The sequence below is a fragment of the Synechococcus sp. R55.8 genome (assembly GCF_047461895.1).
Classification (GTDB): domain Bacteria; phylum Cyanobacteriota; class Cyanobacteriia; order Thermostichales; family Thermostichaceae; genus Thermostichus.
This window is the reverse complement of the sequence record NZ_JANSIB010000089.1, coordinates 1-12,922: the sequence shown is the minus strand read 5'-3', so window position 1 is coordinate 12,922 and position 12,922 is coordinate 1. Positions and strand designations below refer to the sequence as shown.

Annotated in this window: 9 protein-coding genes; 6 read left to right on the top strand and 3 right to left on the bottom strand. The window is 59.7% G+C overall.

The features are described 5' to 3' along the window. Positions 1-537: 537 nt before the first annotated feature. Complete coding sequence (ileS, locus tag NW829_RS09520; RefSeq protein WP_414416963.1) at positions 538-3,381, top strand: isoleucine--tRNA ligase; 2,844 nt, start codon at positions 538-540, stop codon at positions 3,379-3,381. 157 nt (positions 3,382-3,538) lie between these two features. Here the strand turns inward: ileS and NW829_RS09515 are convergent, their stop codons facing one another. Beyond that, positions 3,539-4,915: a dihydroorotase gene (locus NW829_RS09515; protein ID WP_414416962.1), complete on the bottom strand. Its 1,377-nt coding sequence runs from the start codon at positions 4,913-4,915 to the stop codon at positions 3,539-3,541. Between the two features lie 2 nt (positions 4,916-4,917). Then, on the bottom strand, positions 4,918-6,330 hold the full coding sequence (locus tag NW829_RS09510; protein ID WP_414416961.1) for a histidine phosphatase family protein: 1,413 nt from the start codon (positions 6,328-6,330) through the stop codon (positions 4,918-4,920). 356 nt (positions 6,331-6,686) lie between these two features. Between NW829_RS09510 and murQ the strand changes: the two genes are divergently transcribed. The 5 genes from murQ (at position 6,687) to NW829_RS09485 (ending at position 12,719) form a co-directional block, all read left to right on the top strand. Continuing rightward, positions 6,687-7,616, top strand: a complete 930-nt coding sequence (gene murQ, locus NW829_RS09505; protein ID WP_414416960.1) for an N-acetylmuramic acid 6-phosphate etherase — start codon at positions 6,687-6,689, stop codon at positions 7,614-7,616. A gap of 21 nt (positions 7,617-7,637) precedes the next feature. Next, the gene (locus tag NW829_RS09500) at positions 7,638-8,924 is read left to right on the top strand and encodes a recombinase family protein (protein ID WP_414416959.1); all 1,287 of its coding nucleotides are present in this window, start codon (positions 7,638-7,640) and stop codon (positions 8,922-8,924) included. A 371-nt stretch (positions 8,925-9,295) separates the two neighbouring features. Then, positions 9,296-10,132: a ferredoxin:protochlorophyllide reductase (ATP-dependent) iron-sulfur ATP-binding protein gene (gene bchL / locus NW829_RS09495; RefSeq protein ID WP_041437180.1), complete on the top strand. Its 837-nt coding sequence runs from the start codon at positions 9,296-9,298 to the stop codon at positions 10,130-10,132. A 168-nt stretch (positions 10,133-10,300) separates the two neighbouring features. Next, complete coding sequence (locus NW829_RS09490) at positions 10,301-11,278, top strand: protochlorophyllide reductase (RefSeq protein ID WP_414416958.1); 978 nt, start codon at positions 10,301-10,303, stop codon at positions 11,276-11,278. 40 nt (positions 11,279-11,318) lie between these two features. Next, on the top strand, positions 11,319-12,719 hold the full coding sequence (locus NW829_RS09485; RefSeq protein WP_414416957.1) for a ferredoxin:protochlorophyllide reductase (ATP-dependent) subunit N: 1,401 nt from the start codon (positions 11,319-11,321) through the stop codon (positions 12,717-12,719). Here the strand turns inward: NW829_RS09485 and NW829_RS09480 are convergent. After that, positions 12,716-12,922 (bottom strand): hypothetical protein (locus NW829_RS09480; protein ID WP_414416956.1); only part of this gene is annotated, 207 nt, incomplete at its 5' end. The genes NW829_RS09485 and NW829_RS09480 overlap by 4 nt on opposite strands.

The window sequence follows — 12,922 nt, the reverse complement described above, 5'->3', positions numbered from 1 at the left end:
GGCTACTGAAAGCCCGCTCCGTACCGCTTAGCGGTCGGAGCCGGGTAGTTTACACGCCCGTCCATTCCAAGCCCCGCTACAGCTATCTGCAAAACTATCCGCTCTCTCCCACCCCCAAGGCAACAACAGGCGGTCAGGGAAAGAGCGGTCTAGCGGGCCTTCAACTGGAACCTGACTGCCGGGAGGAACTCCAAGCGAGCCAGAACGCGAAGACTCTTCAGCAGACTGAAGGATCTAAGTTCAGACCGTTAGAGAACAGCCCCGGCGCACAGCCGGCTGAACCCAACTTGACGACCCTTACAACTACTACTATCTGGCATCCGCAGGAACCTCCCTTACTAAACGACACCCTGAGACTAGCACAAATCTTTTCTTGTTTTCTCGATCAGGGAGTTCATGCGGTGGTTTGTTGGAGCCGTTTGAGAGCTCCAGGCGCTCTGGGTGACCGTGGGCTTCGGATCCCCTGTCCCACAAGAGGGGTGAGGGATGGACTGCTGAGGATAAGGCAACAGCGTAGGATAGAAGGACGCCCTCTAGTTGGCTCGAGTTGCCGTGGACTACAAAAGTACCCTCAACCTGCCCCAAACTCAGTTTCCCATGCGGGCAGAGGCCGCCAAGAGAGAACCCGCCATTCAAGCCTTTTGGCAGGAAGAGCAAATCTACCAGCGCCTTGCCGACCACAATCCTGGGGATCCCTTTGTCCTGCACGATGGACCGCCCTACGCCAATGGCGATATCCACATGGGCACCACCCTCAACAAGATCCTCAAGGACATTGTGAACAAGTACCACATCTTGCAAGGGCGCAAGGTGCGCTACGTGCCCGGCTGGGATTGCCACGGCCTGCCCATCGAACTGAAAGTGTTGCAAAGCCTCACCCCGCAGGAGCGGGAAAACCTCACCCCTCTGCAGCTGCGACAAAAAGCCAAGGAGTACGCCCTGCACTACGTTGATGTGCAGCGGGCCAGTTTTCAGCGCCTGGGGGTATGGGGATCCTGGGATCGGCCCTACCTGACGCTGTCGCCGGAGTACGAAGCCGCACAAATTGAGGTGTTTGGACAAATGGCCCTCAAGGGCTACATCTACCGCGGCCTCAAACCCGTCCACTGGAGCCCCAGCTCCCAGACGGCTCTGGCGGAAGCGGAGCTGGAGTACCCTGACAACCACATCTCCCCCAGCATCTACGTGGCCTTTCCCCTGCAGAGCCTCAGCCCGGCGGCGCAGCCGGTTTTGGAGCCTTTCATGCCGGGCCTGCGGGCAGCCATCTGGACCACCACCCCTTGGACGATCCCGGCCAACCTGGCTCTCTGCTTTAACCCCAAGCTCACCTATGCAGTGGTGGAGTCTCCCCGCTTCGGCCTGCTGTTGATCGCCGCCGATCTGCGGGAGCGGCTGGAGAAGGTTCTGGAGACGCCTCTGGAGATCAAGGCCACCCTGCCGGGATCCGCCCTGGAATACAGTCAAGGACGGCACCCCCTCTTTGACCGCGCCAGCCTCTGCGTGCTGGGGGACTATGTCACCACCGAGTCCGGCACCGGCATTGTGCACACAGCTCCGGGGCATGGGGAAGATGACTTCAAAACCGGCCAAAAGTATGGTCTGCCCATTCTCAGCCCTGTGGACGATCAGGGGAGATTTACCGCCGAGGCCGGATCCCAGTTCGTCGGGTTGGATGTGCTCTCCAAGAAGCCGGAGACCAGCGGCAATGCTGCTGTCATCCAGGCTCTGCAGGCTGCGGGGGCTTTGCTCAAGGAAGAGCCCTACAACCACAAATATCCCTACGACTGGCGCACGAAAGAGCCAACGATTTTCCGGGCCACCGAGCAGTGGTTTGCGTCTGTAGCTGGCTTCCGGGAGCTGGCCCTGCAGGCCATTAAAACCGTGAAATGGATCCCGGCCATCGGGGAGAACCGCATCACTGCTATGGTGTCGGAGCGCTCGGATTGGTGTATTTCCCGCCAGCGGGCTTGGGGCGTGCCCATCCCCGTCTTTTACGACGAAGAAACCGGCGAGGTTCTGCTCACCGCCGAGACCCTCGACCACATCAAGGCCATTTTTGCCCAGGAGGGATCCGACGCCTGGTGGCAGCGCCCGGTGGAGGAGTTGCTGCCGGAGAAGTACCGCCGCAATGGCCGCACCTACCGCAAGGGCACAGACACCATGGATGTCTGGTTTGACTCCGGCTCCTCCTGGGCAGCGGTGGCCAAGGCCCAAGGGCTGGGCTACCCGGTGGATCTGTATTTGGAGGGCTCCGACCAACACCGGGGCTGGTTCCAATCCAGTTTGCTTACCTCCGTGGCCGTCAACGGCCATGCCCCCTACAAGGCGGTGCTCACCCATGGGTTTGTGCTGGACGAGAAAGGCCAGAAAATGAGCAAGTCCCTGGGCAATGTCATCGATCCGATGGTGTTAATTAACGGCGGCAAAGATCCCCAGACGGATCCCGCCTACGGGGCGGATGTGCTGCGCCTGTGGGTCTCCAGTGTGGACTACTCCGGGGATGTGCCGCTGGGCAAGACCATTCTTGGGCAAATGGCGGATGTATATCGCAAAATCCGCAACACAGCTCGCTTTTTGCTGAGCAACCTCTACGACTTCAATCCAACTCAGGATGCCGTTCCTTTTGAAGCCTTGACGGAGCTAGACCGCTACATTTTGCACCGCCTGCACGAGGTGGGATCCGAGATCGGCGAATCTTTTGCCAGCTATCAGTTCTACCGCTTTTTCCAGGCGATTCAGAACTTCTGTGTGGTGGATCTCTCCAACTTTTACCTGGATATTGCCAAGGATCGCCTCTACATTAGCCATGCCCAAAGTCTACGGCGGCGCCAATGTCAAACGGTGCTCTCCCTGTTGCTGGAGAACTTGGCCAAGGCCATCGCCCCCGTTCTCTCCCACCTGGCCGAAGAGATTTGGAGCCATCTACCCTATCCCAAGCCCACCCGTTCGGTGTTTGAGGGGGGGTGGATGAAGCTGCCGGAGCACTGGCGGGATCCCCAGTTGGCGGCCATTTGGGAGCAGCTGCGAGAGGTGCGCCAAGAGGTGAACAAGGCTCTGGAGCAAGCCCGTACCGGTCGCGTTAGCGGGACGGAGTCCTTTAAGCCCATCGGCGCTTCCACCGAGGCCAAGGTCATTCTGAAGGTAGCGGATCCCGGCCTATACGCTCTTTTGCAGGAGCGGGCTGCCGAGTTGCGCTACTTGTTCATCACCTCACAGGTGGAACTGGAGAAAACCTCAGGTCAAGGCTTGCAGATCTCTGTTTTTCCGGCTGACGGCCAAAAGTGCGTGCGCTGCTGGAACTATTCCACCCGTGTGGGGGAATTTGCCGAGCATCCAGAGCTGTGTGAGCGTTGCGTAGCCGCTCTGGCCGGGGAGTTTTGAATTTTTGAATTAAGGACTCTGTCCCACTGAGGCAAGCGGATCTCGGTCTTGATCATTATTTTTTTATTTTGAATTGGCTCTTTCTCCAAGCGGACTCTGTTCGCGCTAGCGGGACGGAGTCCTTAAACATCCGCCGGACAGGTCTTGTCGGCCTTCTTCAGGATCGAGGGGTGGAGCTGCCGGAGGGGATCTCCTCAACATGGGTGTGCAGCACTTTGCCGCACAGGGTTTTCTCCAGCCAGGGAGTCGCTGGCGATCGGGAGTGGAGAGTGGCAACAGAAACCGTCCAAGGGTGGGTGGGATCAAACAGCACCCAGTCGCTGTGGGGGGTAAGGGTGGGCGGATCTAGGTTTAGGCAGCGGGCCGGGTACAGGCTGAGGGCAGACCACAGTTGCAGCGCCGTCAGGGATCCCGTTTCTACCAAATGGTGCCACAGCAGCGGCAGAGCCAGCTCCAGGCCCATCGCCCCCGGCGGGGCATCGGCAAAGGGCAGGGTTTTCTCTTCGTAGGTGTAGGGGTGGTGATCCGTAGCGATCCCCAAGTTGCCGGAACGGATCCCGGCGATCAGAGCCTCTCGGTCGCCGGCGCTGGGAAGAGGGGGCAGGAGACGAAGGTGGGGATCGTAGCGATGCTCAAGGACGGCCTCTTCGGACAAGATCAGGTGCATCCAAGTGGTGCTGGCGGTAACCGGCAGTCCTTCTGCTTGGGCCTGTTGGATCAGCTCCAGGCTGCGGGCTTGGCTCAGGCGCATGATGTGCACGGGCGGGGGGGAAGGAACGCTCCTGATCATCTCCAGAAGGCGGGCCAGAGCGGCAGTTTCAGCACTGGCAGGGATCCCTTTCAGCCCTAGGCGCAGCGCCCAGATCCCTTCGTAGAGGCTACCTTGCCCGGCCAAGGTGGGATCCCAGGCCCAGAGCAGCAGGGGTTTCTTCCCCAGCCGCAAATACTCCAGAGCCCGCCGCACCAAAGCCAAGGAGCGCAGTGGCTGAACCTCTGCAAAGCCAACTGCTCCCGCTTGCGCCAGTTCTCCCCAGGGGGTTGGAGTTTCTCCTTGGCCACCCACGCTCAGGGCAGCCCAGGGCAGCCAGCGGGGATCCCCACGTTGGCGGGGGTAGCGGTTCAAGTGCTCCGGGCGATCCAGCACCGGAAAAAAGCCGCTTCCGGGAAGGGGGGTGGGCAGAAGCCCCACCTGGGTAAAGCCTCCCGCCAAAGCCGCTGCAGCCAAAGAGGTCAGGGTTTCCCGACTGTGGGCCAGAAAGTGCTCCGCACCGCTTACGCGACCGTTGCCAACCCCCTCGCCGCTGTGGGCATACAGATCCAGCAAACCCGGCCCCACCACCCAACCTGAGCCATTGATGGCGGGGATATCGGCAGGGATCCCTGCCGGCTCGGTGGTCCGCAGACGACCCTCCTGCAACCACACATCGGTTACTTCATCCCGCTGACGCCAAGGATCCAACAGGCGCACTCCCTGGAGATGCACATTTTGTCCTGTTAGTCGTCCTGTTAGCTCGCGGAGAGGGGATGAGCCCATCTTTACAAAGCTCCAGCGGTGGTGCAGTCCAAGATCTGGCCGGACAGATGGGTGGTGAGGTTCAACACCTTCAAAACCGGGGCACCCTCCTTGCCTTCTGGATAGTCGATCACCGTAATGGCGCCATTCCCCTGCTTGAAGATCCAAAAGGCTTGGGGGGAAAGGTCGAACAACTGACAGATGATCGCCTTGTTGATGGCATCGTGGGCAACAACAACCGCTGTGCCCTGAGGAAACTGGGCTGCGGTGATGGCCAAAAGCTCCTGCCAAGCGGAGCGAGTGCGCTCCCACACCTGGTGAAGGTTTTCCCCATTGGGCATCTGCACACTGGCGGGATCCCGTTGCCAGCGCTCCAGCTCGCCGGGGTATTCGGCTTCGACTTCGCTTTGCAGCTTGCCCTCCCAGTCGCCGTGGCAGATCTCTTGCAAGTCGGGCATTGGGCGCAAAATGAGGTTGCTGTGGTTGCTGCAGATGGCATCGGCTGTGGCCCAAGGGCGCTTCAGGGGGCTGGAGAAGGCCAGTTGCAGAGGTTGAGTGGCCAAAAATTCTGCCACCTTGGCTGCCTGTTCCTCCCCGGTGGCATTGAGGGGGATATCCCGCTGCCCTTGAAAACGGCGCTCTCGGTTCCATTGGGTTTCCCCATGCCGCACCAGCAAGATGCGCATCCCCTGCTTGCGCTTGGGCAGGGCTTGGCCGAGGTGAGCGGTGATGTTCAGAGATTCCAGTTGTGGCGGCCCCTGCAGGCCCTCGGGAAAATTGAGAACGCTGATGGCGCAGTTATCCTGCCCGAGGCGGTGATAGTGGTGTGGCCCCAGGCCGATAGCGGTGCTGACCAGGGCGCGATTGATGCCGCTGTGGCCCACGATGAGGATATTGAGGGGCTGCCTTGGGGAGGGATCCGCTCCATGGTTCCAGGGGCCCGAAGCCGATTGCAGATGGAAAGCCAGCATTTCCCAAAACCCCTGCGCCTGCTGCCAGAGATCCCGCACCGGAAAGCGGCCCTCTAGCTCCAGGGTGTCGGGATGGTGCCGCCACAGATGGTAATCTTCGGGGTATTTCTCCTGCACCTCGGCAAAGGTCAGCCCTTCCCAGGCTGTCAGGTCGATCTCCCGCAGTTGATCGGTAACGTGCAGAGGGATCCCTTCTCGGTCTTTCAAAATGACGCGAGCGGTATCGAGGGCGCGAGACAGGGGGCTGCAATAGGCGCAATCCAACGGGATCCCGGCCAGGGCCTCGGCTACACGCTGCGCCTGCCCTTCTCCAGTGGGGGTGAGCCGGGAGAGATCGGAGCGGCCTTGAATGCGATTTTCCAGGTTAAAGGTGCTCTCACCATGGCGCACGATCAAGATGCGCAGGGCAGGCTGGTCGCGGTAGCGGGACGGAGTCCTTGCCATCGCTTGCATGGACTTACTCATCGCAGTAGCGGGACGGAGTCCTTAGAACACCTTCTAGAGTACCGCCACTAGGCGGCGCTCGCCTTCGTCAATTCACCGGTTGGGCTGCCGACTGAGGCGTATTTGGGCTGGTCGCCGCTTGTGATGGGGGCATCTTTGGAGAATGGCCGCGCTGCGTTTCCGCTGGCAGAGGTTTTGGTTGAATGGACGTTGGCGAAGGGGGCCGGCTTGGTGCTCCTTGCCCTTGTTGTGGTGCTGTTGGCGCAGTTTTTCCCTCCACTGCTCCCTCAGGAGAGCCCCCTGCCACCGATAGAATCCGAGAAGACAAAGTGTAGGATCCCTGAAGGCGGATCCCTCTTGCCTGGACAAGCGCTGCCATGGTTTCTCCACAATTGGCTTGGGATCCCGGATCCCTGACCGAAAGCCCCAACCCGGCTACAGCCGAGATCGACCGTCTCAGCACCTGGGAACTGGTGAAACGGATCAACGCTGAGGATCGGCGGGTGCCGGAAGCGGTGGCTGCTCAAGCAGAGCCGATTGCCCAAGCCATCGATGCCATTGCCCAGCGGATGCGTCACGGCGGGCGGCTGATCTATATCGGGGCAGGAACCTCAGGTCGGCTGGGGGTGCTGGATGCGGCTGAGTGCCCGCCCACTTTTGGCACTTCCCCCGCACAGGTGGTGGCTTTGATCGCCGGGGGGGAAAGGGCCCTGACCCAGGCGGTAGAAGGCGCAGAGGATGACGCGGAAGCGGCTGCCCGCGCTCTGGAGAGTCTCCACCTCCAAGCTCAAGATAGTGTGGTGGGAATTGCTGCCAGCGGTCGTACCCCCTATGTGCTGGGTGGGATCCAAGCCGCTAGGAGCATGGGGGCGCTCACGATTGGCCTGGCCTGCAATCACCCTTCCCCGCTAACCGAGCAGGTGGACATTGCCATTGCCCCTTTGGTGGGGCCGGAGGTGATCCTCGGATCCACCCGCATGAAAGCCGGCACAGCCCAAAAGCTGGTGTTGAACACGATCTCCACTGGAGTGATGATCCGCTTGGGCAAGACCTATGGCAACCTAATGGTGGATCTCCAGGCCAGCAATGCCAAGCTCAAGCAGCGGGCGGAGCGAATGGTGGCCCTAGCCTGCGATCTGGATCCCACTACGGCTGCCCAATTGCTGCAGGCTTGTGATGGAGAGGTGAAAACCGCCATCCTTGTGGCCTTGATGGGGTGCTCTGCTCAGGAAGCTCGTCAGCACTTGCAACAGGCCCAGGGCAACATTCGCCAGGTGCTTGATTCCGTTCTGGCGCAGCGGCGGTGACAATAGTTGAATGGCTTGTCCATGAGCGTTTGCGGCTACCTCTACACGCCTTCCCATGCTCCTTTGCCGGAACAGGAGTTGGCCTGGCTCCAGGGGCGAGGGGCCGATCCCATCCTGCACGATTGGGGATCCCGAACCTATCTGGAGGAGCTGTTCCGACGCATCACAGCCGGCTGGGTGCAGGAAGTGCTGCTCTTGCGCCTGTCGGATCTGGGGGATCGGGCGGATGAAATCCACGAGCGGCTGCTGCAAATCCAACACTCCGGGATCCGCCTCAGCTTGGTCACCGAATCCGGTCTGCAAACCCCCACCAAGGCTGCCGATTGGATCCCGCTGCTGGCCGAGATCCCCCATCAGTTGCAAAGCCGCCGCCTCTGCTGCAGCCAAGCCCAAAACCGCCTGGCGGGCAAGCCTCCCCCCGGCCCTGCCCCCTTTGGCTACCGCCGCGAAGGGGAACGCTACGTGCTGGATCGCCGGCAGGCCAGCATCGTTCAGGATTTTTTCCAGCACTTTCTCCTCTACGGATCCCTGCGGCAGGCGGTGCGCTTTTTGGAAGAAAAACACCACAAGCGGATTTCTGTGGCTACCGGACGCAACTGGCTGCTCAACCCGGTATACCGCGGGGATCTGGCCTATGCCGACGGCACCACCCTGCGGGACACTCACCCGGCCCTTCTCAGCCGCACGGAAGCCGCCCAGATCGATCGCTGGCTCAAACGCAACCAAGGGATCCCGCGTCGCAGCGCCAGTGCTCCCCGCGCTTTGGCCGGCCTGGTTCATTGCTGCGCTTGTGGCAGCCTTCTGCGCATTGTGCAAACCACCCCTCGCAAGGCGAAAAAGAACGGATCCCTCTACCTCTATCTGCGCTGCCAAACCTGTCGCTACAGCCTCCCCTACACCGAAGTCCTGCAGGAGGTGATCCGGCAGGTGTGCGAACAACTGCCCCAACGCGCCCAGACGCTGGATCGACAAGCCCTCACCCAAGTCCGCCAAGAGCTCCAAGCCCAAATCCAGGCCAACGCCGAGCGGCTGCGGCAATTGGAAGAGCTACAGCAATCTGGACTGATGGACGAAGCCTCTCTGGCCCAGCGTCGCTACCAGTTGCGAGCAGAGACGGCCCGCTTGGCCCAAAAGCTGGAGCAACTCCCCCCCGCCAACCTCACCCAGACCATCCAAACCCTCTCCATCCCGCCCTTCTGGCAAGACCTCAGCGAGACCGAACGGCGTGCCTACCTGCGGGAATTCCTGCGCAGGATCGAGGTGGATTCTGCAGGAGCGGTGCGAGTTACTTTTGCCTTTGATCCCTGAGAGTGAAGGGTTCTCCCCACCTTCCCCCCAGAATTGAGACCATTCTTGATTCTTTCTCAGCCCAGACCTGCCTCAGCGACAAGCCAAGAGGACGGGATCAGCGCCATGGCATAGCTGAATCCTTCCCGATTTGGGTGAATTGCCATCTGGAATTGTTTTCTTTTGATCACTGATGAAAGTATATCTAAAACTAAAATCGGGAAAAACCTCAAAAATCGACTTGAGAAGCCCTGGGAACTTTCTTAGGACCATTTGCAAGATCTGGGAACTTCTAGCTTTTTGAGGGATCCACCTTTATCCTTCGCAACAGTTCTCAGGGGGCGGGTTGGCTGCCGATAATGTCCCTTGTCTGCCCCATGGAGGAACGCGCTGTGAAGTTGGCAGTTTACGGAAAAGGTGGGATCGGCAAATCCACCACCAGTTGCAACATCTCGGTGGCCTTGGCCAGGCGGGGCAAAAAGGTCTTGCAGATTGGCTGTGATCCCAAGCACGACAGCACCTTCACCCTGACCGGCTTTCTCATCCCCACCATCATCGACACCCTGGAAGCCAAGGGCTATCACCACGAAGACATCTACCCAGAAGATGTGATCTACCGCGGCTACGGCGGCGTGGACTGCGTGGAAGCGGGTGGGCCCCCGGCAGGGGCCGGCTGTGGCGGCTATGTGGTGGGGGAAACCGTCAAACTCCTGAAGGAGCTGAACGCCTTCGATGAGTACGATGTCATCCTCTTCGATGTGCTGGGGGATGTGGTGTGCGGCGGTTTTGCGGCTCCCCTCAACTACGCCGACTACTGCCTGATCGTAACCGACAACGGCTTTGATGCCCTGTTTGCCGCCAATCGGATTGCTGCCTCGGTGCGAGAAAAGGCCAAAACCCGCAAGCTGCGGTTGGCCGGGCTGATCGGCAATCGCACCAGTAAGCGGGATCTGATTGACAAATACGTCTCGGCAGTTCCCATGCCGGTTATCGAGGTGCTTCCCCTCATTGAAGATATTCGCGTCTCGCGGGTCAAGGGCAAAACCCTCTTCGAGATGGCGGAAACCGATCCCAGCCTGGAGCCTGTCTGCCAGTACTACCTGAACATCGCCGATGAGCTGCTGGCCCGTCCGGAAGGGATCGTGCCCCAACCTGCCGAGGATCGGGAGCTGTTTGCTTTGCTCTCCGACTTTTACAACACTCCAGCCCGCCAACTGGCCTTGGTGTAAGGGATCCCCTGCCGGCTTGGGCAGTGTGTCCAAAGATGAAGCCACTGTTTCGGAAAACCGTCGCAAACCTTATCAATTTGTTGTCCGATCCGCTTTCCACTCCAAGATGGATCCTGCAGGGATCCCTGGGGATCCCGCTTTGGGAAGGAAATGGCACAGGAGTTGGATATGCAAGGACAAGAGCAACCCACCGTCGTGATTACCGGAGCTTCCTCGGGTGTTGGCCTGTACTCAGCTTTGGCCTTGGCCAAGCGCGGCTGGCACGTGGTGATGGCCTGTCGGGATCTGGACAAAGCCTACCGGGCGGCCCAGCAAGTGGGGATCCCCCAGGGCAGCTATACCCTGATGCAGATCGACCTAGCCAGCTTGGCCAGCGTGCGGCGGTTTGTCGAGCAATTCCGCAACTGGGGCCGTTCCTTGGACGCCTTGGTCTGTAATGCCGCCATCTACATGCCCTTGCTCAAGCAGCCCTTGCGCAGCCCGGAAGGATATGAGCTGACCATGGCCACCAACCATCTGGGGCATTTCTTGCTCTGCCACTTGATGCTGGAGGATCTGAAACGCTCCACCTATCCGGATCGGCGGCTGGTGATCTTGGGCACGGTTACCCACAATCCCAAAGAGCTGGGGGGTAAGATCCCACCCCAACCCCACCTGGGGGATCTGCGGGGATTTGCCCAGGGCTTTAAGGATCCCATCAGCATGGCGGACGGCGGCAAATTCGATCCGGTGAAAGCCTACAAAGACAGCAAAGTCTGCAATATCCTCACCATGCGCGAGCTGCACCGCCGCTTCCACGAAAGCACTGGCATCACCTTCCTCTCCCTCTATCCGGGGTGTGTAGCCACCACGGCTCTGTTCCGCCATCACTATCCCCTGTTTCAAAAACTTTTCCCCTGGTTTCAAAAAAACATCACGGGCGGATTTGTTTCTGAGGAATTGGCCGGAGAGCGGGTGGCCCAAGTGGTGGCCGATCCCGAGTTTCGTCGGTCGGGATTCTACTGGAGCTGGGGTAACCGGCAACGCAAGAATGCCAAGCCCTTTAACCAAGAAGTCTCTGACGAGGCGGCAGACGATGCCAAGGCCAAACTGCTTTGGGATCTCAGCGAAAAATTGGTGGGTGTGCCCCAGTTGGTAGCCCTCTAGTTGGCAACGTTCCCTTCTTTTATGTTTTTAGGAGACGAGCATGAATGCTGCTTTGGATAGTGCCAACGCCCTTAACTTCCAGTGCGAAACCGGCAACTACCATACCTTTTGCCCGATTAGTTGTGTAGCTTGGCTTTATCAAAAAATTGAAGACAGCTTCTTTTTGGTCATCGGCACCAAAACCTGTGGCTACTTTCTGCAAAACGCCATGGGGGTGATGATCTTTGCCGAGCCCCGCTATGCCATGGCGGAGCTGGAAGAGGGGGATATTAGCGCCAAGCTCAACGACTATGAGGAGCTGAAGCGGCTGTGCCTGCAAATTCAGCGGGATCGCAATCCCAGCGTGATTGTTTGGATCGGCACCTGCACCACCGAGATCATCAAAATGGATCTGGAGGGCCTAGCCCAGAAGCTGGAAGGGGAGATCGGGATCCCGATTGTGGTGGCCCGGGCCAATGGCCTCGACTACGCTTTTACCCAAGGGGAAGACACGGTTTTGGCCTCGATGGCTCAACGCTGCCCAGAGCAGGTGCGGGCAGAGGAGCAGGAAACCCGCGGGGGTCTCCAGGCGCTTTTTTACGGGCTCCGCTCTGGAACAAAGAAAGAGGAGGAAGGCTTCCACAAGCATCCTCCCTTGGTGATCTTCGGCTCGGTGCCCGATCCGGTGGTTACCCAACTCACCCTGGAGCTGAAGAAACACGGGATCCGCGTCTCCGGCTGGTTGCCGGCCAAACGCTATGGGGAGCTGCCGGCCATCAAGCCGGGCACCTATGTGGTGGGGGTGAATCCTTTCCTCAGCCGCACAGCCACCACGCTGGTACGCCGCAAAAAGGCTAAGCTCATCACCGCTCCTTTTCCCATCGGGCCGGATGGCACCCGCGCCTGGATAGAAGCCATTGCCCGCGAATTGGGGATCCCAACTCAAGGCTTGGCAGAGCGGGAAGCGGAAGTGTGGAACCATCCCCAGGTTCGGGATTATCGGGAGCTGCTGCGGGGCAAGAGCGTTTTCTTCATGGGCGATAACCTGCTGGAGATCTCGCTGGCCCGTTTCCTGGTGCGCTGTGGTATGACGGTGCAGGAAATTGGGATCCCTTACATGGACAAACGCTACCAAGCGGCTGAGCTGGCCCTCTTGGAGCGCACCTGCGAAGAGATGGGAGTGCCCAAGCCCACCATCGTAGAAAAGCCGGATAACTACAACCAAATCCAGCGCATCAAGGCCCTGCAGCCGGATCTGGTGATCACAGGTATGGCCCACGCCAACCCCCTAGAGGCACGGGGGATAACCACCAAGTGGTCGGTGGAGTTCACCTTCGCCCAGATCCACGGCTTCGGCAACACCCAGGCTCTGCTGGAGCTGGTGACCCGACCGCTGCGGCGCAATGCTGCCCTCAAAGGCTTGGGTTGGGAGCGGCTGGTGCGAGAAGAAGCCCCTATCTAACCTTCCGGCTCCTCATTGTCAAACAGTAGACCGTCTAGGTGATCTGGCAGTTGCTGCCGGTCGATCCAGACCATGCCCGCCAGAATAGCTTCGGCCTCGTTTTGAAAGTAGCCGTAGGCTTTGGTGCCAATCTCCGGCTCGCAAGAGCCATCTTGCTGGAGCAGCCGGCAGCGAAAGATAAACCCCTTCTCTGTAGCTTGGGT

Bases quoted from the DNA above. Each gene is read 5' to 3' on its own strand.
- NW829_RS09510 (WP_414416961.1), bottom strand. From the start codon at position 6,330: ATGAGTAAGTCCATGCAAGCGATGGCAAGGACTCCGTCCCGCTACCGC.
- murQ (WP_414416960.1), top strand. From the start codon at position 6,687: ATGGTTTCTCCACAATTGGCTTGGGATCCCGGATCCCTGACCGAAAGC.
- NW829_RS09485 (WP_414416957.1), top strand. From the start codon at position 11,319: ATGAATGCTGCTTTGGATAGTGCCAACGCCCTTAACTTCCAGTGCGAA.
- NW829_RS09515 (WP_414416962.1), bottom strand. From the start codon at position 4,915: ATGGGCTCATCCCCTCTCCGCGAGCTAACAGGACGACTAACAGGACAA.
- NW829_RS09490 (WP_414416958.1), top strand. From the start codon at position 10,301: ATGCAAGGACAAGAGCAACCCACCGTCGTGATTACCGGAGCTTCCTCG.
- NW829_RS09500 (WP_414416959.1), top strand. From the start codon at position 7,638: ATGAGCGTTTGCGGCTACCTCTACACGCCTTCCCATGCTCCTTTGCCG.